The sequence below is a fragment of the Oscillibacter valericigenes genome (genome assembly GCF_021531915.1).
In the GTDB taxonomy this organism is placed as follows: domain Bacteria; phylum Bacillota; class Clostridia; order Oscillospirales; family Oscillospiraceae; genus Oscillibacter; species Oscillibacter valericigenes_A.
In genome coordinates this window covers 49,770-71,506 of sequence record NZ_JAFBIV010000008.1, presented here as the reverse complement: position 1 = coordinate 71,506, position 21,737 = coordinate 49,770, and the positions used below count along the sequence as shown (strand labels likewise).

Annotated in this window: 22 protein-coding genes, 1 other RNA gene and 2 pseudogenes; 4 read left to right on the top strand and 21 right to left on the bottom strand. The window is 55.9% G+C overall.

Annotated features, from left to right (window positions below; all coding sequences use genetic code 11):
- Window positions 1-26: 26 nt before the first annotated feature.
- Window positions 27-1,583: a recombinase family protein gene (locus tag JQM66_RS07345; protein WP_235229233.1), complete on the top strand. Its 1,557-nt coding sequence runs from the start codon at window positions 27-29 to the stop codon at window positions 1,581-1,583.
- Between the two features lie 54 nt (window positions 1,584-1,637).
- Here JQM66_RS07345 and JQM66_RS12665 read toward each other — a convergent pair whose 3' ends face one another.
- The 5 genes from JQM66_RS12665 to JQM66_RS07320 all read right to left on the bottom strand — a co-directional run bounded on the left by JQM66_RS12665 (window position 1,638) and on the right by JQM66_RS07320 (window position 5,900).
- On the bottom strand, window positions 1,638-2,639 hold the full coding sequence (locus tag JQM66_RS12665) for a 3'-5' exonuclease (RefSeq protein ID WP_235229232.1): 1,002 nt from the start codon (window positions 2,637-2,639) through the stop codon (window positions 1,638-1,640).
- The gene (locus JQM66_RS07335; protein ID WP_235229231.1) at window positions 2,636-3,826 is read right to left on the bottom strand and encodes an MBL fold metallo-hydrolase; all 1,191 of its coding nucleotides are present in this window, start codon (window positions 3,824-3,826) and stop codon (window positions 2,636-2,638) included. The genes JQM66_RS12665 and JQM66_RS07335 overlap by 4 nt, the downstream gene beginning before the upstream one ends.
- Window positions 3,817-4,425, bottom strand: coding sequence for an HTH domain-containing protein (locus tag JQM66_RS07330; protein WP_235229230.1), 609 nt, complete (start codon window positions 4,423-4,425; stop codon window positions 3,817-3,819). The genes JQM66_RS07335 and JQM66_RS07330 overlap by 10 nt, the downstream gene beginning before the upstream one ends.
- Window positions 4,422-4,754: a hypothetical protein gene (locus JQM66_RS07325; protein ID WP_235229229.1), complete on the bottom strand. Its 333-nt coding sequence runs from the start codon at window positions 4,752-4,754 to the stop codon at window positions 4,422-4,424. Before JQM66_RS07325 ends, JQM66_RS07330 begins: the two co-directional genes overlap by 4 nt.
- An 81-nt stretch (window positions 4,755-4,835) precedes the next feature.
- Window positions 4,836-5,900 carry a hypothetical protein gene (locus tag JQM66_RS07320; RefSeq protein WP_235229228.1) on the bottom strand — a complete coding sequence of 355 codons (1,065 nt, stop codon included), beginning with the start codon at window positions 5,898-5,900 and terminating at the stop codon, window positions 4,836-4,838.
- A 158-nt stretch (window positions 5,901-6,058) separates the two neighbouring features.
- On the opposite strand from JQM66_RS07320, the pseudogene JQM66_RS07315 reads away from it, so the two are divergent.
- Window positions 6,059-6,259, top strand: a pseudogene (locus tag JQM66_RS07315) (manganese catalase family protein); the annotation flags it as partial.
- A gap of 63 nt (window positions 6,260-6,322) precedes the next feature.
- On the opposite strand, the gene bcp reads toward JQM66_RS07315, so the two are convergent.
- Together bcp and yaaA are read right to left on the bottom strand one after the other, a co-directional pair.
- A complete protein-coding gene (gene bcp / locus JQM66_RS07310; RefSeq protein WP_235229227.1) occupies window positions 6,323-6,784 on the bottom strand; it encodes a thioredoxin-dependent thiol peroxidase in 462 nt (153 codons plus the stop codon).
- On the bottom strand, window positions 6,756-7,535 hold the full coding sequence (gene yaaA, locus JQM66_RS07305) for a peroxide stress protein YaaA (RefSeq protein ID WP_235229226.1): 780 nt from the start codon (window positions 7,533-7,535) through the stop codon (window positions 6,756-6,758). The genes bcp and yaaA overlap by 29 nt, the downstream gene beginning before the upstream one ends.
- A 175-nt stretch (window positions 7,536-7,710) precedes the next feature.
- On the opposite strand from yaaA, the gene JQM66_RS07300 reads away from it, so the two are divergent.
- Window positions 7,711-7,935, top strand: a complete 225-nt coding sequence (locus JQM66_RS07300; RefSeq protein WP_235229225.1) for a Lar family restriction alleviation protein — start codon at window positions 7,711-7,713, stop codon at window positions 7,933-7,935.
- A 53-nt stretch (window positions 7,936-7,988) separates the two neighbouring features.
- Here the strand turns inward: JQM66_RS07300 and JQM66_RS07295 are convergent, their stop codons facing one another.
- The 7 genes and pseudogenes from JQM66_RS07295 to JQM66_RS07265 form a co-directional block, all read right to left on the bottom strand.
- A complete protein-coding gene (locus tag JQM66_RS07295; protein WP_235229224.1) occupies window positions 7,989-9,929 on the bottom strand; it encodes a putative bifunctional diguanylate cyclase/phosphodiesterase in 1,941 nt (646 codons plus the stop codon).
- A 195-nt stretch (window positions 9,930-10,124) separates the two neighbouring features.
- Window positions 10,125-10,199, bottom strand: a pseudogene (locus JQM66_RS07290) (peptide deformylase); the annotation flags it as partial.
- Window positions 10,200-10,210: 11 nt separating this feature from the next.
- Window positions 10,211-10,921 carry an alpha/beta hydrolase gene (locus tag JQM66_RS07285; protein ID WP_235229222.1) on the bottom strand — a complete coding sequence of 237 codons (711 nt, stop codon included), beginning with the start codon at window positions 10,919-10,921 and terminating at the stop codon, window positions 10,211-10,213.
- Between the two features lie 42 nt (window positions 10,922-10,963).
- Window positions 10,964-12,949, bottom strand: a complete 1,986-nt coding sequence (gene ligA, locus JQM66_RS07280) for an NAD-dependent DNA ligase LigA (protein ID WP_235229221.1) — start codon at window positions 12,947-12,949, stop codon at window positions 10,964-10,966.
- Window positions 12,950-12,963: 14 nt separating this feature from the next.
- Entirely contained in the window at window positions 12,964-13,668 is a 705-nt protein-coding gene (gene yunB, locus JQM66_RS07275) for a sporulation protein YunB (protein WP_235229220.1), read from the bottom strand.
- Window positions 13,669-13,729: 61 nt separating this feature from the next.
- Window positions 13,730-15,106 carry a UDP-N-acetylmuramoyl-L-alanine--D-glutamate ligase gene (gene murD / locus JQM66_RS07270; RefSeq protein ID WP_235229219.1) on the bottom strand — a complete coding sequence of 459 codons (1,377 nt, stop codon included), beginning with the start codon at window positions 15,104-15,106 and terminating at the stop codon, window positions 13,730-13,732.
- Window positions 15,107-15,195: 89 nt separating this feature from the next.
- The gene (locus JQM66_RS07265) at window positions 15,196-15,906 is read right to left on the bottom strand and encodes a chloramphenicol acetyltransferase (RefSeq protein WP_235229218.1); all 711 of its coding nucleotides are present in this window, start codon (window positions 15,904-15,906) and stop codon (window positions 15,196-15,198) included.
- An 88-nt stretch (window positions 15,907-15,994) separates the two neighbouring features.
- Between JQM66_RS07265 and rnpB the strand changes: the two genes are divergently transcribed.
- An RNA gene (gene rnpB, locus JQM66_RS07260) (RNase P RNA component class A) lies at window positions 15,995-16,347 on the top strand.
- Window positions 16,348-16,392: 45 nt separating this feature from the next.
- Here rnpB and JQM66_RS07255 read toward each other — a convergent pair.
- The 7 genes from JQM66_RS07255 to JQM66_RS07225 all read right to left on the bottom strand — a co-directional run bounded on the left by JQM66_RS07255 (window position 16,393) and on the right by JQM66_RS07225 (window position 21,568).
- Window positions 16,393-16,563 (bottom strand): hypothetical protein, encoded by a 171-nt coding sequence (locus tag JQM66_RS07255; protein WP_235229217.1) that lies wholly within the window; start codon window positions 16,561-16,563, stop codon window positions 16,393-16,395.
- Between the two features lie 4 nt (window positions 16,564-16,567).
- Entirely contained in the window at window positions 16,568-17,494 is a 927-nt protein-coding gene (locus tag JQM66_RS07250) for a hypothetical protein (RefSeq protein WP_235229216.1), read from the bottom strand.
- Between the two features lie 46 nt (window positions 17,495-17,540).
- Window positions 17,541-19,163 (bottom strand): recombinase family protein, encoded by a 1,623-nt coding sequence (locus JQM66_RS07245; protein WP_002334812.1) that lies wholly within the window; start codon window positions 19,161-19,163, stop codon window positions 17,541-17,543.
- Between the two features lie 99 nt (window positions 19,164-19,262).
- Window positions 19,263-19,457, bottom strand: coding sequence for a hypothetical protein (locus tag JQM66_RS07240; RefSeq protein ID WP_002334813.1), 195 nt, complete (start codon window positions 19,455-19,457; stop codon window positions 19,263-19,265).
- Between the two features lie 72 nt (window positions 19,458-19,529).
- On the bottom strand, window positions 19,530-20,474 hold the full coding sequence (mobV, locus tag JQM66_RS07235) for a MobV family relaxase (protein WP_235229215.1): 945 nt from the start codon (window positions 20,472-20,474) through the stop codon (window positions 19,530-19,532).
- A gap of 173 nt (window positions 20,475-20,647) precedes the next feature.
- A complete protein-coding gene (locus JQM66_RS07230) occupies window positions 20,648-21,043 on the bottom strand; it encodes a replication initiator protein A (RefSeq protein ID WP_002575861.1) in 396 nt (131 codons plus the stop codon).
- Window positions 21,044-21,154: 111 nt separating this feature from the next.
- Window positions 21,155-21,568, bottom strand: coding sequence for a cysteine-rich VLP domain-containing protein (locus JQM66_RS07225; protein WP_002575860.1), 414 nt, complete (start codon window positions 21,566-21,568; stop codon window positions 21,155-21,157).
- Window positions 21,569-21,737: the final 169 nt, after the last annotated feature.

The window sequence follows — 21,737 nt, the reverse complement described above, 5'->3', positions numbered from 1 at the left end:
GTTTTTATAGATAGGAGGCAATCCGAATGGAAAAAGTTGCGATCTATTGCCGTCTGTCTGAAGAGGACCGCAATAAGAAATTCGAAACGGATGACAGCAACAGCATCCAGAATCAAAAGGCCATGCTTTTGGAATATTCCATTGAGCAAGGCTGGGAAGTATATAACATTTACAGTGATGATAATTACACAGGTTCCGACCGGAACCGCCCGGAATTTGTGCGTCTTTTAGAAGATGCCAAGGCCCGCAAGTTTGACATCATTCTATGCAAGAGCCAGTCCCGCTTCACCCGTGAGCTGGAGCTGGTGGAACGGTACATCAACGGCCTCTTCCCTATCTGGGGCATCCGCTTTGTCAGCCTGGTAGATAATGCGGATACGGCCAACAAGGGTAACAAAAAGTCCCGGCAGATCAACGGCCTGGTCAATGAGTGGTATCTGGAGGACATGTCGGAAAACATCCGCAGCGTCCTGACCAACCGGCGGAAAAACGGGTTTCATATCGGGGCATTCGCCCTCTATGGTTACAAAAAGGACCCCGACCAGAAGGGCCATCTCATCATTGATGAGGAGGCCGCAGCTGTGGTACGGGAGGTATTTACGCTCTTTTCCCAGGGCTACGGCAAAACGGCTATCGCCCGGATGCTCAACGACCGCGGCATTCCGAATCCTACAGAGTATAAGCGATTGCATGGTCTGCGCTATCAGCAGCCGAAACGGAAAAACAGCACGCTTTGGAAATACTCCGCCATCTCGGATATGCTGGTCAATGAGATCTATATCGGCAACATGGTCCAGGGCAAATATGGCAGCATTTCCTATAAAACCAAGCAGAATAAGCCCCGCCCCAAGGAAACGTGGTATCGTGTTGAGGGAACCCATGAGCCGATCATTGAACGTGACCTCTGGGATCGGGTGCAGGCGATGGTGGCATCCCGCGCCAAGCCGTTTGATGTGGGCAGCATTGGCCTTTTCGCCCGAAAAGTCCGATGCGCCAACTGCGGCTACACCATGCGTTCATCCAAGAATCGCGGGAGGCACTACCTGCAATGCTCCAACCGCCATGTGGCGAAGGACTCCTGCATCGGGGCCTTCATTCCCGTAGAGAAACTGGAGAAAATGGTGATTCAGGAGTTGAACGCCCTCTCCCGCACCTATCTGGATCAAGATGAACTGGAGCGCAATGTCCAATTCAGTCAGAACCTGGAGCAGCAAAAAGCAAATTGGATGGAATCCAAGGCCAAGCTCCAGAAGCAGCTTGAGGATAACCGGGCTTACCTGCGCACCCTGTATATGGATAAGGTCAAAGGCATCGTCAGCGAGGAGGATTACATCTCTATGGCGGACAGTTTTGCGGCAGACCGTGAGCGCATGGAACAGCAAATCAAGGAGGCGGACCAGCGGCTGGACGAGTTGGAGTCGCAGATGCTGGCCGGTGATCAGCGCAAGGAACTGATTCAGCGCTACACCAACGTGGAGCATCTGACCCGTGAGATGGTGGAAATCCTGATCGACTACATAAGTGTCGGGAAACGAATTCCCGGAACCCATGAGGTACCTATTGAGATTCACTGGAACTTCTGATACAGAAAGAAGGAAGCAAGCGAAAAAGCTTGCTTCCTTCTTTGCTTTCACGTGTCAGACTCCGCAGAGTTCCGCCGCATACAGCTTATCAAATTGCCCGGGACAACGAACGTCATACCGGATGCACAGGTTTTCAAAGACGCACTTCGTCAGTTCATAAAGCTCCTGAAGCTGATCGTCAAAAACAAGATTGCCGGATGAACTGGAATCTATCAGAGATGGAATATTCAGCGCATGACGCTGCATCAGGTAGCCGAATGGAATGGCCGCCAGCTTATCAATGGCGATATATGGGCGTATGAAAGATTTGCCGCAGCGCAGGAAAACCGCTTTCAGGAAACCTGCTGTGAACTCCTCTGATGTAAAGACAAAAGGTGTATCACTGCATGACAGTCCTTCAAGCTGTTCCACTGCCTCCTCCAGCGATATACCCTGCGCCAGCATTTCATCGGTGATGCCGGTCAATTTTGAAATCCCGTCCGGCAGCGGCTTTGATTGGCGAATATAAATCATTTGCGGCTGGCCGACAATTTTATCATTTGCCATATATACAAGGCGGATACAGATGATGCTGTCCTTCCAGACATCAACTCCAGTGGTTTCAAGGTCGATGAGATACCATCCGTCATTGAACATATTACTGCGCATTGCCACCCGGTTCTGCCAGCACGGAAGTGACGCTTCGCGCAATGTTTTGACTGCAAAACTTCTGTTTCGGTCAATTCGTTTATGGAGGTCGATTACCGAAAGATACTCTGGAACGGGGACTGTGTGCTGCTGCTCGCGGGTCAGATGGTCAGACAGCAGTATCACCGGAACCGGTTGGCCGTGATTGCACAGGTAGTCCTGATCGTAAATAAACTCCGCAAGAGTCTCCGCAACAAGATGCTTTGGATTCAGCACGATGCAGCGTGCCTGTCCTGTGATTCTTTTGATCTCGGATTCGTCGAGCTGCTCCGTGTCGTATGGGATAACGGGAAATGTGATCGGAAGCAGGACTTTCAATGTCTGAAGCTCTGTGCGCGTGAGGCCTATGGTATATACATCGTTTGTCACAGTCTCAGCTCCTCTCCGTCGTTTAAAAGCACGATCTTGCGATTCGGGCAGATATTCTGCATCTGCTGCGGAGCATCCGTGTGCATTGGAATCACCAGTTCCGGGTCCGCTTTGTCGAGCACAAGCCGAGTATCTTCCGGCGACGCATGGCCGCTGGTATGCAGCGTTTCCCATGTGCCGGTCAGCGCAAGAAACGCCGGGAGATTGCTGCCGGGTTTTGTTCGGTAGCCGTCCCACATGGAGTAGAGCAGAATACTTTGCGTCGGATCAAACTGCCGGATGATGGTTTCAAACTGCCGGTTTGCCCGGACGAACATCAGACCGCCGCGTTCCTGAAAACCAGCAGCGGGCTTGTATTGAAACCAAGTCAGCTTCGGCATTTCATAAAAGGAAGAATAACTCTTCCAATGGCTGGAAACAGTCTCTGCAAGGGTATACTGGTATTTGTCACAGATGCAATATTTCCCCCTTGGTACAGCCCTTGCAAAGGCAAAGATCCGGTCAAGATTGGTACTTGCGCATAAGACGAAGACGTATTTATATTTTTTCAAATAGTCCTTGATCTGCGTCTGTAAGTCCCACTCCCGTGGAACTGCACCGCCGGGCCGGGAAACCGTTGTTCCCTCCGTAATGACGGCATCTACCTTGCCCACCAGTTTGTCCAGTATCCTGGGCATTGCCTTGCCGCGAACACCATGCAGCCGGAAATCGCCGGTATAGAGGATGCGCTTTCCGTCTGTTTCCAGCAGGAACATATAGCTGTCGCAGGCGGAATGGTCGATAGAATAGGGCGTTATTCGAATATCGCCGACAGAGAAAGCTTCACCGGGCGAAAAGGTGCGGATGCTTTCCATACGGCGAAAAAGCGGTTCGTCTGTCCGGTTGCTGTGCTGTGCAGACAGGAGCATGATGTCCTTTGCCAACGCTCCGGCATAGAGCGGGATCTCTGGCCGGATGCGCGCCATCTGCCCGATATGGTCACCGTGATAGTGCGTGAACAGCACAGCATCACAGCGCCCGTTTGTATCCGTGACACCAGGGATATTCAGCGGTGCAGGAACAAAATCAGGATCAACCGACAACTCATCGCCCATGTCAATAAGGATGCGCGTTTTCTCCGTGGAAATTTCTGCGGCGATGCCGCCGATTTGATGCGTACCTCTGTAAATGCAGATTTTCAATCCCATTCACCGTCCCAAACCTCTCCGAACAGAGCAGAAATGCCGTGAAACAGCTTCCATTCTTTGATTGTCCGGTCATATTCAATCCACTCCCCCGCTGCCTGCAAAGCCGCAATATAGCGCTGCACACTGCGGATGGAAAGTTCCAGCTCGTCAGCCAGCTTCTGTGTTGTGATGCCGGGATGTTGGCGGATCATTGCCAGAATTTTCAGACTATTCACCAGCTTTTCGCTGTACTCGAAGGCTTTTTTGCTCCTGCTGTGAGCATTCAGCAACAGATATTTGAGTTTCTCTTCCACAGCCTCAAAGGAATCATAGCATTTGAAGAACTTTTGGAGGCTTTTAGGCGGCTTTGGCTCACCTAGCCAGATGACAGTATCGTTCGTATAGCTTTCGACTTCCGTGTAGTAATCAAAGATCATCCTGATGGAATCCTCATCCATGGCGGGCGCGTATACAATGATGGCAACGGCGCCGATCGCAATGACATCTGTCGGCGCGTCGGTATCAAACACTTCATAATTCCCCGCAGGACGGCTCTGCTCCACAAGAGCATTTTGTGCCTCGGTCAGGCCAAATGTGATAATACGCCGCTGCATGTTCATATACCGCTTCTCCCCTTCCCAATTTCGCTTTTTGCCACATCAAAATCAGTTCCGCAGACATCGCAGTGCATCCGATTATGAAGCTTCGCCCGCCGGTTTTGCTGGATTCGGATGATAAGTGCAATGGTCCAGAACGCAAGCCCCACAAGCAGTATGATCGGTGAGACGGCATAACCTGCGAACGAAAAGATCAGCCAGAGAACGAACCAAATGCCAAATTCCAGCTTCGGATAAGGCATCCAACGAACCCGATGGCTCCCGCAATTCGGGCAGGTCAAATCGTCGCCAGTCTGCATGGGCCCGTTTTGTGTAAATCTTTCTTCATCCATAAAACCGTCCTCCTGTTGTTTCTTTGCAGACAGTATAGCAAACCGCCGCGACAACAGGGTGGCAGCATCGGAAGAATCATTTTATTGAATTGAGGTAATTTGGGGCAGTCCGTTCTTTGGATTTGCCCGGTAAATATACTCCAATCTGATTTTATCCTCTGAATCTTTGAATGTTAACTCCTCACCGCCAAATGCAATGGATGTATTCGGCTCATTCGGCATCACAATGATGGCTTTTAGTCCCAGTGCCTTGGGTACACTTCCTCCGAAGCCAAAGAACTGCCACCAATCCCGCCCGCAATCACTTCTCAGCAATTCCCGCAAAAACGTTGCGTAAGCGATTGCCTGGCAAATGGCCTTTTCCGGCGGCTCGGAGGATTTATTCTCATCTTTTAATTCCAGAACAGCCAGCGTTGTACCTCGTCCGCGCCCCATTCTGGCTAAGATGTCAATTCCTCCGCCGTACTGGCAGGAATATTCAATTTTTTCTATCCCGTTTTTTGCACTGCTTGCACGAAGAGGTGTGGGCATTTGGAACCTTGCAGATGTACCCTTTATGGTGACTGGCTGAATATCCAACAATTCTTTCCCACCAGATCGTTTCTGCGCATAGTTTTGAAGCAATGCGCTCTCCATGTCGTGTTCCGGCTGTCCGGGAAGCAGCATCGGATTGGATTTCATACTTTTTTCCAATTCCGAATATAGCGCACGGAACTGTCTGGCCTGTTCGCTGTGCCAATCCATCTTTTTCTGCTTCACGCATTCCCGGAGCTGGTCAGCTATAGTACCCATTTTCGCAGATTCTAACGCTTTCAATATCGCCGGCACATTTTTTACATGAATGTCTACTTTCTTTTCCTCCTGATTGGAAACAGTGATCTCCGCGACACTTCTCCCATGAAACCGCAGCTCAAAATAAGTACTTCTGGAATTGCACTTCATCGCCATTGAGATACTCAGATACAGCTGAAAGGGAGCCGGAACGGAAAACTGCTTTTGTGCTGCCTGTAATTGTTTTGGTATTTCGGAAAGCTTTTTGATGTACTCCGCATAGCGGTCACGCCATTCAGGGTTTTGCGTGAGCAATTCCTGCACTTTTTGCATGGTGGCTTTATACTGCTCTCTTGTGTTCGCTGCGACGCTCATGGTAATACCTCCCCTATCATAGATTGAGATTTCAACTTGCATGGTCACAAATCGCCATTCAGAATTGACAAACAACCAAATTCAGGGTTATTATAACACAAAATCCGGCGTCCAGAAAGTCTTCCCAGCTCTGAGAGCAAAAATGTTGTCCTTACACGGTCGCAGCAGAACAGAAGGCCCGGGTCACCTATGACAACATCCTGCGCCTGAGCGATGATCCCGACGTCAACGACGTCATCAAGTTCCTTCGGGCCCGGGAGGTGGTCCACTTCCAACGCTTCGGCGAGGGCCTGCGGCTGGCGAAGGACCGCATGAACGAGAAGAACGTCTACTTCATCAACCCCAGCTTCGACAAATGACCGTTCTCAGCATGCTTGCGTCAAAAAGTCCCCGGGACGGCTGCCGTCCCGGGGACTGATCCTTTACAGGGTATCCAGATACGCCAGGACCTCCGCAGCGTTGGTGTCCGGCTTTACCTTAGGCAGCACCTGCCGGATGATACCCTCCTCGTCGATGAGGTAGGAGGTGCGCACCACGCCCATGGAGACCTTGCCGTAGAGCTTCTTCTCCTGCCACACGTCGTAGGCCTGGATGGCCTGCAATTCGGAGTCGGACAGCAGGATGAAGGGCAGCTCGAATTTGGCGGCGAATCTCTGGTGGGACGCCGTAGAATCCTTACTGATTCCGATGACCACCACGTCCTGCGCCCGGAAGCGGTTGTAGGCCTCCGCGAAGGCACAGGCCTGCCGGGTGCAGCCGGGGGTGTTGTCCCTGGGGTAAAAATACAGGACCACCTTCTTCCCCAGATAGTCCGTCAGACGGACGGGATTACCGTCCTTGTCCGGCAGGGTGAAGTCAGGCGCCTTCGTTCCAATGGCCAGCATGTTGTGTATCCTCCCTGATGAATGTATAGGTCTGTTCGTCAGAATCTTCCTGGGAAAAGTGGTACTGGAGCCGGTCAAAGTTCCGCATCTGCTCCGGGTCCTCCGCCCGGTTTTCCGCCAGATAGCGGACCATTTCTCCCCGGGCCATTTTGCACATGGTCCCCTTTTCGATGATCTTGCCGTTCTTCCGCTCACCGAACACGCAGGTGATGAACCGGGCGCCGGAGGGCAAATACCGGGACAGGCACTGGCTGTACTCCTTGGAAGCCAGATTCACCACGCAGTCCGTCTCTCCGAAGACCTCCGCCGCCAGGGTATCCTCCCAGAATTGATAGAGGTCCTTCCCCTTCGGCGTTTTCAGCTTGGCCTGCATCTCCAGCCGGTAGGGCCGTACGCCGTCGAAGGGCCGCAGCACTCCGTAAAACCCGGACAGGATACGCAAGTGCTCCTGCACGTAGGCCAGCTCCTCCCCGGTGAACACACCGGGGGCCATGTACTGGTACTGGATGCCCTCGTAGGCCAGGATGGCGGGGGTCAGTTGGCTCCGCAGGTCCATGTCCGCCAGCCGCTCCACGTTCAGCCGGGCAAGCTGGTCATTGCACTTCCAGAGGTCCTTCAACGTCTCCGGGGACATGGCCCGCAGCAGAGTCAGCAGCTCCTCCGTCCGGTCCAGGAACCGGGGCAGGTCCCGGACGGGCAGGCTGTCGGTGTCCATGTTCATTTTCTTGGCCGGGGAAATGATGATTCGCATGAAATGGCTCTCTCCTTCGGATGTTAGTCTCATTATAGCGGCCGCTGCGGGCAATGACAAGCCTGTTTTCCGGGGATGCACCCTGTAAATCTGCGAAAACGCGGAAATCCTGTTTGTACTTTCCCGCTATTCGTGATATACTGCATGGGAAGAACACACAAAGGAGAAACCCATCATGCATGATTTTGACGATATTGAGCTGTTTGAATGCCCCCGGTGCCACGGCCCCGGCCTGATCCAGGAGGAGAACGGCTGGTGCCTGTATGTGGAGTGCCTGGACTGCGGCTGCCACACGGCGGAGCTGCCCTTCCACAGTGAAGAAGAGCGGCAGTCCGTAGCCCGTCACCTGGCCACCACCTGGAACCTGGGAAAGGTCATCAGCCCCGCCATCGGCGACTGAACCAGCTGCACAAACAATCAGGGAGACATTCGGCCGAATGTCTCCCTGGTTTTTTATGTATGCTCCGCTGCCTTTTTCCGGCTGCGGTACCACTCTGCCAGCTCCGACTCCGGCATGGGCCGGGCGTAGTAGAAGCCCTGGATGCGGTCCGCGCCGCAGCGCAGCGCCAGTTCCGCCTGTTCCCTGCTCTCGATGCCCTCGGCCACTACCTGCTGTCCCAGCTTGTGGAAAAACGGGATGATGGTGTCGGCCATTAGCCGGGACCGTGGGTCGTTCGTCAGGCCCGCCATCAGGCTGCGGTCCAGCTTGACGGCCTCAAAGGGCAGGCCCAGCACACTGGAGAAGTTGGAATAGCCGGTGCCGAAGTCATCCAGCAGGAACTCCAGATGTCTGCGGCTCATCTTCTCCATGGTCTGCCGCGCAAGCTGACTGTTGTCGGCCAGCACCCGCTCCGTGATCTCCAGCTTCAGCCGCTCAGGCGCCACGCCGTATTTCCGCAGCATATCCTCGATCCGCTCTGTCAGGTCCTTCCGCAGGAACTGCTGCATGGACAGGTTGATGGACACGGTCTTCAGCTCCGGGACCGTGCCGCTGCCCAGCAGCCGGCACACGCCCTCCAGCACGATCCAGCTCAGGGCGTCGATCAGGCCGTTTTCCTCGGCCACGGGAATAAACTCCGCCGGAGAGATGGGCTGCCCCTGTTCGTCGGACAGCCGGATCAGGGCCTCCGCCGAATCGAAGCTGCCGGTGTCCCGGTGATAGACCGGCTGATACCACACCTGGAACCGGCCGTCCCGGACAGCCGCCTGCATGGTCCGGATCAGGTACTCCCGGCGCCGGTGCCTTTGGGCCGTTTCACCGTCGAACCGCACCAGCTCGCGCCCGTCCTCCTTGCCCAGACGGACACAGTACTCCAGATAGCTGATGATCTGCTCCGGGGTACAGTCCTGGCCGGAGTAGGTCAGTTCCGCCGCACAGAAAGGCACGGCCACATGGCTTTCTCCAAGGGGCCACTCCCGGCGCATGCAGGACAGGACCTGCTCCAGCCGCTCCTCCCTCTCCTTTTCATCGGAGCCGGGTATCAGAAGCAGAAACTCCACGCTGTTGTACCGGAAGATCCGGCCGCCGGCAGAAAACTGCTGCAGGGCACCGGCGACCTGAAAGAGGATGGCATCGCCGCTGCTGTGGCCATACACCTGGTTCACCCGGGCGAACTGCTTCAGTGCCACCAGGATGACCTGATAATTCTGCCGGCCAGCCATCCGGAGGGTCAGCTCCTCCATGAAGCTCCGCCGGTTGTTGATGCCGGTAAGAGGGTCCCGCTCAATGCGGCTGCTCTGGAAGCTGATGAAAATGATCAGATTCGCCAGGGCACTGATGGTCCCGTTCAGCAGCTGCTCGGGATAAGCCACCTGATAGAGCACCAGCAGCACCACGATGGGCGGCACCGTCCACATGATTCGGACCATGGCACGGCCCACGCTCTTGCGGTTGCGGAAGTAACAGACCAGTACCAGCCCGACCTCCAGCACAGGTGCCAGGAAGCCCGCCGCATTCAGAGGACCGCGGCAGTAATTACCCGCCTGGTCAAAATAGAAGATCACACCGCTGTACAGATTCCAGAGGATCAGCCCTGTATAGACGCCCAGCACCAGCCACAAAGCGAGCCTGGCTCGCTGGAGACAGCGCTTGTCATAGACGAATTCCAGCAGCCGCTGGAAAATATAATATGTAATGGCAGTGGACATCAGCACACTGACCAGAAAATAGGCGCTGTTCAGTGCCTTATTTACCTCTACCGAGACCCGTCCAATGTTTTCAATGGCATGGACGGAGGCAATGTTCAGCAGAATAGAGGCCACGGACAACAGCAAACAGTTCCAGAACAGGCGTCTGCGGGCAGAATGGACCTGCTTGCTGTCATAGAAAAACAGCATGATCACCACAATCAGGATCAACGCGAAATATTCGGAAAGCAAAGACCAACTGGTCATCCTGTTTCACCTCGAGCCTGTGAAGTACTACCTTTAGTATATATTACATTTTTTGAATATGCAAGCAGAATTTGTCTGCTTTTGTAATTTTTTGCCGTTTTTCTGTGAATCCGGGAGCGTCGTTTCTCTGTTTTATGCCATCTGCCGAAAAAAGTCCGGAAAGTACCGTCATTTCAGCGGTCTTTCCGGACTTTTTCAGATCAAAATACCGTTGCAGTGGTCGATCTCGTGCTGGATGATCTGGGCCGTCCAGCCGGTAAAGGTCTTCAGAATGGGACGGATCATGGGTTGTCCTCCTCCAGATTGGTCAGGGTCCACCGGCGCAGCACGTCCAGCTGCTCCGGGGTGTGGAACCAGTGCTCGCCATCTTCCATGACGGTCAGATCGGCGTGAAACCGGACGGCAAAGGCCTCAGCTGTGGAGCAGGGCGTCAGGTTGTCCAATCCGCCGTACAGCACGGCGGTAGGGCTGTCCCACCGGGTGATGGGGTGGTCCATGGCGTACTGCCGGTACCGCCAGGACAGGATCTCTCCGAAAGATGTTGCGATCTCTCCCCTGGCCTCCAGCTCCGCCTCCGTCACTCCGGCCCAGCCCATCATGGTGCGGATCAGCTCCGCCATGTCCAGGATGGGCGAAACAAACAGGCTGCGGACCGGCGGCGTTTTGGCAAAGGCCTGCATGGCGAACCAGGCGCCGATGCTGTTGGCCCGCAAGGCAATCTGTCCCCAGCGGCTCCGGGCGCAGGCCATCACCGCTTCCAGCTCCGGGACCACCTGCCAGGGCACCAGCTTCTCCGGTCCTCCCTGCCGCCGGCCGTGTTCCGGCATGTCAATGGATAACACTTGCCAGCCTTTGGGACAAACCAGTTCCGCGAAATCCAATCCCTCTTCCTTGTACCCCTGCTTGCCGTGGATAAACAGCCATACCCTGTCCGATGGTTCACCGTAGAGCACGGCGGGGAGATGGCCGATGGAAAACCGTTCTTCTTTCATAATGTCTCCTTTATAACAGGAAAAGGGGGAAACTCCCCCTTTTCACTCCAGCATCTTTGCAAATTCATCCTCCGTCAGAACGGGGATGTTCAGCTCCTGAGCCTTTTTCAGCTTGCTGCCGGCGGCCTCGCCTGCCACCACATAGGTGGTCTTCTTGCTGACGGAGCCCGCCGCCTTGCCGCCCCGCTCCTCAATGAGCCCCTGGGCGGTCTTGCGGTCAAAGCGGGTCAGCGTCCCGGTGAGGACAAAGGTCATCCCGGCGAAGCGGTCGTCCACCAGCTGCGCCGTGCTCTCCATATTGACCCCGGCGGCCTTCAGGCGGTCGATCAGGTCCCGGGACTGGGGCTGGGCCAGGTAGTCCACAATGCACTGGGCGGTAATGGCGCCCACGTCGTCGATCTCCGTCAGCTCCTCGGCAGTGGCCGCGTCCAGGGCGTCAAAGGTGCGGAAATGGGAGGCCAGCACCTTGGCGGCCTTTTCGCCCACCTGGCGGATGCCCAGGCCGTAGATCAGTTTGCTCAGGTCGTTGGCCTTGGACTTCTCAATGGCCCGGATCAGGTTCTCCGCGGATTTGGCGCCCATGCGGTCCAGCTTGGCGACCTCTGCGGCGTGAAGGCTGTAAAGGTCGGCGGCATTACGGATCAGGCCGCTGTCCACCAGCTGCTGCACCACGGCGGGGCCCAGGCCCTCGATGTCCATGGCATCCCGGCTGGCGAAGTGGGTGATGTTCCGCAGCAGCTGGGCCGGGCACTCGGCGCCAGTGCAGCGCAGGGCCGCGCCGTCCGGGTCCCGCACCGCCGGGGCGCCGCAGACCGGACAGACCTCCGGCAGCGTGTAGGGCTGGGCATCCTCAGGCCGCTGCTTCAGGTCCACCTCCACGATCTCCGGGATGATCTCCCCCGCCTTCTGGACGATGACGGTATCCCCGATGCGGATGTCCTTCTCGGTGATATAGTCCTGGTTGTGGAGGGTGGCATTGGTGACAGTGGTGCCCGCCAGACGGACCGGCGTCAGCACCGCCTTGGGGGTCAGCACGCCGGTGCGGCCCACCTGTACCACGATGTCCAGGACCTTGGCGGGCTTCTTCTCCGGAGGATACTTGAAGGCCACCGCCCACTTGGGGAATTTGGCGGTAGAGCCCAGAATCTCACGGTCTGACAGGGAATTAACCTTTACAACGGCACCGTCGATATCGAAGGGATACGCCATGCGCTCCTCATTGATGCGGTCGATCTCCGCCTGGACGGCGGCGGTGCCGGACAGGGTCTTGTGGGGGATGACCTTGAACCGCTGGGAGGCCAGATAGTCCAGGGTCTCTGCGTGGGACAGAAACTCCTTTCCCTCCGCCAGCTGCAGGTTGAACACCTGGATATCCAGCTTCCGCTCGGCACAGACCTTGGGGTCCAGCTGCCGCAGACTGCCGGCGGCGGCGTTGCGGGGATTGGCCATCAGGGGCTTCCCCTCCAGCTCCCGGCGTGCGTTGATCTCCTCGAACACCGCACGGGACATGTAGACCTCTCCCCGGACGATGAGCCGGGGCAGCTTCTCAGGCAACATCATGGGGATGGACCGGACGGTCTTCAGGTTCTCCGTCACGTCCTCCCCCACCCGGCCGTCGCCCCGGGTTGCGCCCCGGACGAACACGCCGTCCCGGTACTCCAGGGCCACAGAAAGGCCGTCCACCTTGGGCTCTACGGAGTATTCCACCATGGCCCCCAGGGCTTCGTCCATCTTTTCGCAGAACTCCGCCACCTCTTCGCCGTTGAACACGTCTTGCAGGCTCTCCAAAGGCACCTCATGGCTGTAAGGCTGGAAGCCCTCCAGAATCTTGCCGCCCACCCGCTGGGTGGGGGAATCGTGGGTGACCTCCTCGGGGTGCGCCGCCTCCAGTTCCTCCAGGCGGCGGTTCAGCCGGTCGTATTCATAATCCGGGATCACAGGGGCGTCTAGCACGTAATACAGGTAGCCCTGTTCGTTCAGGTAGTCCCGCAGATATTTCATTTCCTCATGGTAATCTTGGAATTCCATGGGGCGTTTCCTCCCTAGCTGTTGTTCAGGATATAGTCTTTCAGGTCTTCCTCGTAGGTATCCGGCGTGGTGCTGAAATAGGTGTACGTGTCCGGCACGGCTCCCACGATCACCGTCTCCGCCACGGTGACGGCGGTGGAGACCTTGGTGGCGGTGGTGAAGCCCGGCAGCAGGATGGCCACGCTGACCTCCACCTCCAGGATGATCTGGTGCTTGGTCTGGTTGATGCCCGCTGACTCAAACCGGTTGTTGAAGCGGGCGGTGGAGGATCCCACGGACTCCATCCGCACCCGGATGCGTGGCCCCCGGCCTGCCAGAAGGGCGGAGCCCGTCAGGGTGCCGATGGGGATGCTCAGTTCCCGAGCGGATACCTGGTCGATCTTGGCCAGGATGATGTCCAAAATCTGAGATTGCAGGCGGTTGAAGGCCGCCATGTTGCTGTGGACGGCGGTGATCTTCCCCTCGTTGTCCTTCTCCAGGGAGATCAGCCGCTCATAGCTGATATCGCCGTTCTGGATGGCCTCGTTCACCGCCTCGGAAATGATGCGGTTGACGGTGTTGGATACCCGGGTGGTGGCCAGGCTCTCCAGCAGGGGTCGCATCCGGGCGGTGGCCATCAGGGTCAGGGCCAGCAGAGATACCGTCACCACCAGCGCCAGTAGCCGAAACAGCATCCGCCGGTCCAGGTGGCGGCGGTAGTAAAAGAACCCGGGGCGCACAGGCCTCACCTCCTCCCGCTATCCTATGCGGAGAGGAGGTTGGCCTAGTCGAAGCCGCCCGTTACGGCAGCTGGTTCACGATGTCCTTGAACACCCGGCCCCGCTCCATGAAGTTAGCGAAACGGTCGAAGGAGGTGCTGGCGGGAGACAGGATCACCACGTCGCCCTCCACGGCCCGGCTGTCGGCAATGGCGACCGCCTCCTGGTAGTCCTGCACATCCATGATCTCCAGGCCGTTGTAGTTGTCCGCCTGTTCCACGGATTTGCGGATGACCCCCGCTGTGGCGCCGCAGAGCAGCAGCAGCTTTACATGGTCATTGACAACGGGACCCAGGTCATCGTAGGAGATGCCCTTGTCCTTGCCGCCTGCGATGAGGATGACCTTCTCTTTGAAGGAATTCAGTCCCGCGATGGTGCGGCTGGGGCTGGAGGCGATGGAGTCGTTGTACCACCGGACGCCCTTCCGGGTGCGGATCAGCTCGATGCGGTGCTCCACACCGCCGAACTCCCGGGCGAAGTCCCGGATGATCTCGTCGCTGACCATTCCGTCCACGGCGGCGATGGCCGCCAGGTAGTTTTCGATGTTGTGGACACCGGGGAGCTTGATGTCGGCGGTGGTCATGACCTGCCGCTCCCGACCGTCATGGCGGGCCACGATGGCGTCACCACGCAGAAACACACCGTCCTCCGGCTCCGTCTTGCGGGAGAACAGCCGCGCCCGGCCAATGGCCCGGCCCGCCTCCTCCGCCGTATAGATGTTGTCAGCGTTGAAAACCGCAATATCCTCAGGCCCTTGATGTGTAAAGATATTTTCCTTTGCATCAATATACTCCTGAAAGTCCTTGTGGACGTCCAGGTGATTGGGGGCCAGATTGGTGATGACGGCAATGTGGGGGCTGCGGGTCATGGTCATCAGCTGGAAACTGGACAGCTCCAGCACGGCGATGTCGTCAGGCTGCATGGACCCGGTCTCCGCCAGCAGCGGGTGGCCGATGTTGCCGCCCACGTGGACGGTCTTCCCGGCCCGCTTCAATAGCTCGGAAATAATGGTGGTGGTGGTCGTTTTACCGTCGCTGCCGGTGACAGCCACGATGGGACAGGGGCAGACCTCCAGAAAGACCTCCATCTCGCTGGTGAGAACGCTGCCCCGCGCCACGGCTTCGTTCAACTCTGGCAGGTCCGGCCGCATGCCGGGGGTGCGGAAGATCACGTCCTCTGTCAGGTCCTTCAGGTACTCCTCCCCCAGCCGCAGGCGGCAGCCCAGGGCCTCCAGCTGCTCGGCCACCACGCCCAGGGCCTCCCGGCTCTTTTTGTCGCAGGCTGTCACGGAAATGCCCCGGCTCAGCAGCAGCCGCAGCAGGGGCTGGTTGGAAACGCCGATGCCGATGACTGCCACGGTCTTGTCCTGCAGCGACGCCAGATATGCTTCAAAATTCATGGATCTTCGCTCCTTAGATACTCCGCCGTAAAGCGGAGGTTCTCATACATGGAAATTATACCGCGGTGGACCGGAAATTACAACGCCGCTCAAAAATTTCCCATCCACGCCTCCGGCTGCGACGCAAGGTCCTGCACGGTATTGAAAAGCAGCGAGGCGTGGTAGCCGTCGCAGACGCAGTGCTGGAAGTAGCCTGAGACAGGCAGCAGCGTCCGGCCGTCCCGCCGGAAATACTTGCCGAACAGCACCACCGGGAACAGCATGGGCGAGGTCATGGGGGTGTCGTAGCCCATGCCGGTCTGGGACAGCCAGGGCAGACAGGAGATGGGCGTGAAGCTGTCGGGCTTGTCCGGCTTGGTCTTGACGCCCTTCACATCCTTCCAGGTCTCCATATCCGCCGTGCAGTCCCGGTAAAACCTGACAAAGTCCTCAGAATACGCCGTCCAGATATCCGAAAAGGTGTGGTCATCTTCATGGAAAATGGTGTAGGAGGGATGGCAGACATCCCAGTACCCCAGATGGCCCTCCCTGTCCCGGGCCATGCGCAGCTCCCGCTGACGGTTCACGGCGGTGGAGATCACGTAGAGCATCACCGGATAGAACCGCAGCTCCCGACCGTGGACCTCCTCAAGCAGGCGGGTGATGTCAACCTCCGTGGTCAGGGTGTAGCCGGTGCGGACCAGGGTCTGGTAGTAGCGGTAATGGTCCCGGCGTTCCCATGTCTCCATGTCGATGAGATGAAATGCCGTAGTGCCCTCCTGTTTCCCGCCGGGGCGGAAACGATTTTCTTTCGCTATCATACCATATCCCGCCGCCTGTGACAAGGGCCGGCGTCTCTGCCAAAACCTCCCGTTGACAACGGGACATGGTTCCTGTAAAATAAGGACGCGAGGAAAACAGACGGTCGCGTGGCCAGGCCGAAAGGCCGGTCATGAGGAAAGTCCGGGCTCCACAGGGCAAGGATAACGGGTAACGCCCGCCGAAGGCGACTTCAGGAAAAGTGCAACAGAGATATACCGCCCGTGAGAGTTTCTCTCACGAGCAAGGGTGGAAAGGTGCGGTAAGAGCGCACCCGATGGCTGGAGACTGTCCATCGCTGTAAACTCTATCCGGAGCAACACCGGTATGGGAGCATACAGGCTGGCCCGGCCGCTCCCGGGGTGGCTTGAACGTGCCGGCAACGGTACGTCTAGATAGATGACTGTCTAATACAGAACCCGGCTTACAGTTTTGCTCGCAAGATATGACCCCGGCTGCGGAATACGCGGCCGGGGCTCATTTTATGCCTATTGATATCGGTACTGCTGCTCCGTGTACTGGTCAATGCAGCGGAGAAACAGCTCCTGGCTTCGGAATTCCAGCAGCTCACAGTCCTCCGTCTCATGGAAGGAGACCACACGGCGCCGGGTGTCAACCCAAAGGCACCACAGGAGGTCAGTATGTTCCGCTTCCTTCATCGCTTTACTGCTCCCAAATGCAGACCAGCTTCTCACAGACCGTCTCCGGCACGGTGTCACGCCAGGTCTCCGTGATCTCTCCGTCTACCATGTCATAGATGGTATAGGGCTTCTCCACCCAGCGGGTACGGGCCACCACCTCATTTTCCCCATCGCCGTCCCAGTCACAGATGACGGCATTCATGCAGTCCTCCACCAGCAGGACGGTCTCCTTGACCTCCTCTGGATAAGGCGAACCGCCATCCTGTACCTCGTTCAGCAGCCTCTTATCCAGGGGGACATCTGTGATCCAGAACCGGGCATCGCAGAGAAAGGCCCTGCCCCGGGACTCGCTGTATGGGTCCTGGTAGTAGTTCTCCGTGGTGTAAAATACCTCGGGATACCCGAACAGTGGTTCGCACTCCACCTCAAAACTCACGTCCATCATGCCGCCCAACGAGATCCCGCTCCGCTCACAGGCCGTCACCACGCCCTGCCGGGTCCAGCGGTTCCAGCGGAAGGACATCCGGTAGGTGTACTCATCCCCCCATTCATCGGCCAGCTGGACGGCGTCAAAATCCACATTCTCTCCGCACCTCAGCCGCAGCAGATGGTCATCGTTCCAGGGCTCCATGATGTAAAGATAGTTGACTCCATCCACGGTCTCCTTCAGCTGGACCACATGGCTATCATCCTCCCGGACAGACCGAACGGATACCGCGTACAGGACCATCAACCCTGTTATCGCTAGCAGTGCCAGTACGCCGGCCAGCCGGGACCAGCCTCGGCGTTTCTCCGTTTTCACGCTATCACTGGAAATGTTCAGCAACGCCTTCACCGGACTCTCCTCCCCGCTCTCCGTCTCCTGCCTGCGGCAGGTCATCAGCTCCTCCACCGTCAGTCCCAGGGCAGCCGCCAGGGGCTCCAGCAGGGTCACGTCAGGGTAGCTCAACCCCGTTTCCCTTAGTTAAAGATATTGTTGGGTATCTCAAGATGTGTCATTCGATTTTGCCGATAAAGCGGTAGAAGATTTCCACTTCCTGTTCCCGGCTTCCGTCCTCACTTTTGACCGCTTCATGGACAAGGATTTTTTCAATCAGCGTATTCAGAAGTTCAGCCGTCAATTCTGTGGGATTGACATACTGTTTCATCAGACCTATCCACTTTTCAGCGTCAACCGCTGTCTGGGCGGCGGTCTCCATCGCTTCGTGAAGCCGTTCAATTTTTACGTCCAATTCTCGCTGTTCGCCCTGATACTTTTCGGACAGCATATTGAAATTGTATTCTGTAATGCGTCCGGCAGACCAGTCCTCATACATTTTTGCAAACAGGGTGTCTACTTCTGCTTTGCGCTTTTCCGCCTTTTTCAGTTCGGCTGTCTGCCGCTTCCTTGCAGTATTGCGTTCCTTGTCGCTGGCGTTAAGTAGCCGTTTCAGAAGTTTGTCCCCATCCTGCTGTGCCAGCACAGACCAGTATTGCAGACGGGAAAGGACATAGGCGTAAAGCACATCATAGCGGATATAGTGCATGGAACACTGGTGCAATCCTTGCCCGTACTTGCTACAATGGTAGTGGGCATAGGGATTTTTGTTCTGGCTGTTCATACCATAGGCCAGCGACCAGCCGCAGTCCGCACATTTTACCAGCCCGGAAAATATCTGTGTTGTGCCGTTCTTCTGCCGTCTGCGCCTGTTGCAAATCTGCTCCTGTACTTGACGGAACACATCTTCGGAAATAATCGCTTCGTGGGTGTTCTCCACACGATACCATTCCTCTTTTGGCTTGCGTACTTTCTTCTTGTTTTTGAATGAAATGTTGGTCTGCTTATTGTGGACGCTGTGTCCGATATAGGTTTCCTCTTTCAGAATACTTTTCACCTGCGCTATCGTCCACGCATAGGCTTTTTCCTCCGGCGCTCCGGCATAGATATTTGCGAAAGTGCCGTATCTCTGGAAATTCAGCCAGCCGGGAGTAGGTACTTTTTCTTCGACCAAAATCCGTGTAATGCTGGCGGCTCCCCGGCCATGAACGGCAAGGTCAAAAATCTTTTCGATAATCCACCTTGTTTCCGGGTCAATCAGAAGATGGCCTTTCTTATCTGGGTCTTTGACATAGCCAAGCGGAGCATAGGCTCCATAGTGTGCGCCATTTGCGAACCGTGTCCGCATGGCCGCCTTTACCTTTTTGCTGGTCTGGCGGGCGTGCATTTCATTCAGAATGTTGAGGAATGGGGCAAGCTCATTCTCTCCGTTGATGGTGTCCACATTGTCATTGACAGCGATATAGCGGACGCCTTTGCTGGGAAAGTAGATTTCCGTGTACTGGCCGGTCAGAATGTAGTTTCTGCCTAAGCGGGATAAATCCTTCGTAACAACGCAGTTGATTTTCCCGTCCTCAATGTCATCAATCATTCTCTGAAAATCCGGCCTGTCAAAGTTCGTTCCAGACCATCCATCGTCGATATATTCATCTATGACATTCAGGCCATGCTCGGCGGCATATTGCCGGAGCATCATGCGTTGTGTCTGAATACTCCCGCTTTCTCCTTGCAGTTCATCGTCCCGGCTCAATCTCATATAAAGCGCCGTGTTGTAAATCGTAGTATTGTAAGGTTGTTTCACCGTAAAAATCCTCCTTCTAAAGAAACAACCCACGCTTACAATACTTTTGCTCTATGGCAATTATATCATAAGCGTGGGCGTGTTATCAATGATGGGCTATCAGGTTGAAGCGGCTTTTTCTGCGGTATGCCGCACCACATCTACAATCAGATCACCGAGGGGCTTCCCGCCTGCGGCGAAGTGTTCGGAGATTTTTATACGGTTGTTCCCACATACAAAATACTGCGTGCCGTTCTCTGCTTGTATAACCTGCCCTGTTCGGGGTGTAAAAATATCGCTTTCACTTTTTGCCATCCAGTGTCCTCCATATTCAGTTTTCAAGGTACAATGCCGCACAGAGGCGGCGAAAATTTCTGCTTATATCTATCACCTTTCCTTTACCGTGTGCCGCTGCTGACGTTTCAGTTCCGCCAGTATATCCGGCGGGATACGGTCAACCAGCCGCTGTAAATTGTCCAGTTCGCTTTTCAGCTTTGCCCGTTCCATCGTATCTTTCATCTTTCCTTTTTCGCTGGCCTTTGCCCTTGCTTCCAACTTCTCATTCTCCGCCAGCAGGTCATTGATTGTGACCTTGTACTTTTTCAACTGCCCGGAGAAATTCTCCATCTGCGGGAACCACTTTTTCAGCATGGAGAGGGCTTCCTCTTTTTTCTTTCCGGCGTTCAGCGGGTTAATGCCGTCCAGTGTGGCTTCAATGGCTCTTGCCTGCCGGGAGAGGGAAACCGCCTGTTTGAAAAGCCGGGTGGGGATATGCTTCCGGCCTGTCCTGCTGGCGCTCTCCCCACGCTCCAAGTCAGGATATTTCTCCACCATATAGGCGTGAAAATCGTCCTGCCACTTCGTCAGGTTTGCCCGGTTGCCGATAATTTCTTTGGCGCACAGGCGGTTGTCCTTTGTCAGCGGCACAAAGACCAAGTGCAGATGGGGCGTTTTTTCATCCATGTGTACCATAGCCGAAACGATGTTCTCCCGGCCCACCCGGTCAATGAGGAAGTCCGCCGCCCTCTGGAAGTAGGCCGCTATCTCCTTTGGGGACTTGCCCTTGAAAAACTCCGGGCTGGCGGTAATCAGCGTGTCCACAAACCGAGTGCTGTCCTTGCGGGTGCGGCATCTGGCCTGCTCGATGCGGCTCTGAATGAAATGGTAGTAGCGGCCATCCGGCTTGACGATGTGGAAATTGTACTTGCTCCGGCTGGTGTCAATGTCCGGGTTGCTGGCGTACTGCTCCTTTTTCCGTTCATGGTGGGCTTCCAGCGGCCCCGCCGGGTGGCCCTTGTGCTTCTCAAATCGCAAAATTGCGTGTTGTGCCATTGAACTCCTTTCCCCATTCCATTCCTTTCCGGCGGGTTTTCCCGCCGAAAATATCTCTGATAGGATTGGAATGGAATGAATGTAAATAGATGGTTTTAATCTCTGTATTTCTATATACCGTCAGATTTCCGTACTTCAAGAGGATTGATTTTCGTACTCGCCAAGTACGGTTTTCAGCCCTCCGGCGTACCATAACCGGATTTCTTGAAGTCGGTGTTTGGAACCGCTTCATAGGATTTCGGGTAAATGCGGTTGGGTTTTCCACAGCCCTGTTTCTGGATTTCCACCAGCCCCGCATACTGCAACTCCCGCAGGGTGTTGACCGCTTTCTGCCGCCCGCAGCGGAGCAAAGCGACCACCTCGCAGATGGGGTAGTACAGGTAGACCCGCCCGTACTCGTCCGCCCAGCCGTTCTTCCGGGACAACTCCGCCCGGCGCAGGACAAAGGCATACAGCACCTTCGCTTCGTTGCTCAAGGGCTGGAATGTGGGTGCTTCAAAAAGGAAATTGGGGAGCCGGGTGAAACTGAACGCCTTTTCCGGCTGGTGAATATAAATCGTGTTTGTCATAGCGTGTTTTGTGGACGGTTAGAGGCCCGTTTTCCGGGGCGAATGATAAATGATACCAGCCGCCCCGGTTGAGGGCTTGCGGAGCCTTGCAAATCAAGGCTTTTCCCGCTCTTAACTGTCCACAGCAGACCTCCTTTTCCGTTCACTTTCTGTTTTCTGCCGCCTGTGAACTCTGGCGGCGCAGTCCGGGCAGTATTTGCCCCGGTTGGACTTCGGGACGAACACACCGCCGCACTCCGCACAGCGTTTCAAGTCCCTGTCCCGGTAAATCTCCGCTTCCAGCGTCCTGTCCAGCGGCAAGACCGCCCAGCGGAACCACTTGCAGCAGACGGAGAACGAAATCATCTGCGGACAGGCGCAGGTGTCGCCATCGTCCAGCGCAAGGCAGTTTCCGTCCTCGCAGTTGCAGCACTCCCGGCGTATCAGGCCGCTGGCTCGTCTCTTCTGGGGCGGGGTTATGCGGTAGGGGGAGCCGTCCGGCCTGTGTTCCAGCGGCGGCAGGTGTTGATAGGGTCTTTTGCTCATGCGTCCCTCCGTTTTCTTTGGCGTGTTCTGTTTCCAAGGTGCTTGTCCATCGATGAACTATCCCAAGTCTACACCTTTTTGACCGCCTGTGCCGTATATCCAAGAGGTAGGAAATCAGCCTGAAAAACTCCCTATTTCCACGCTCTCGGATTTGTGATATAATCAAAAA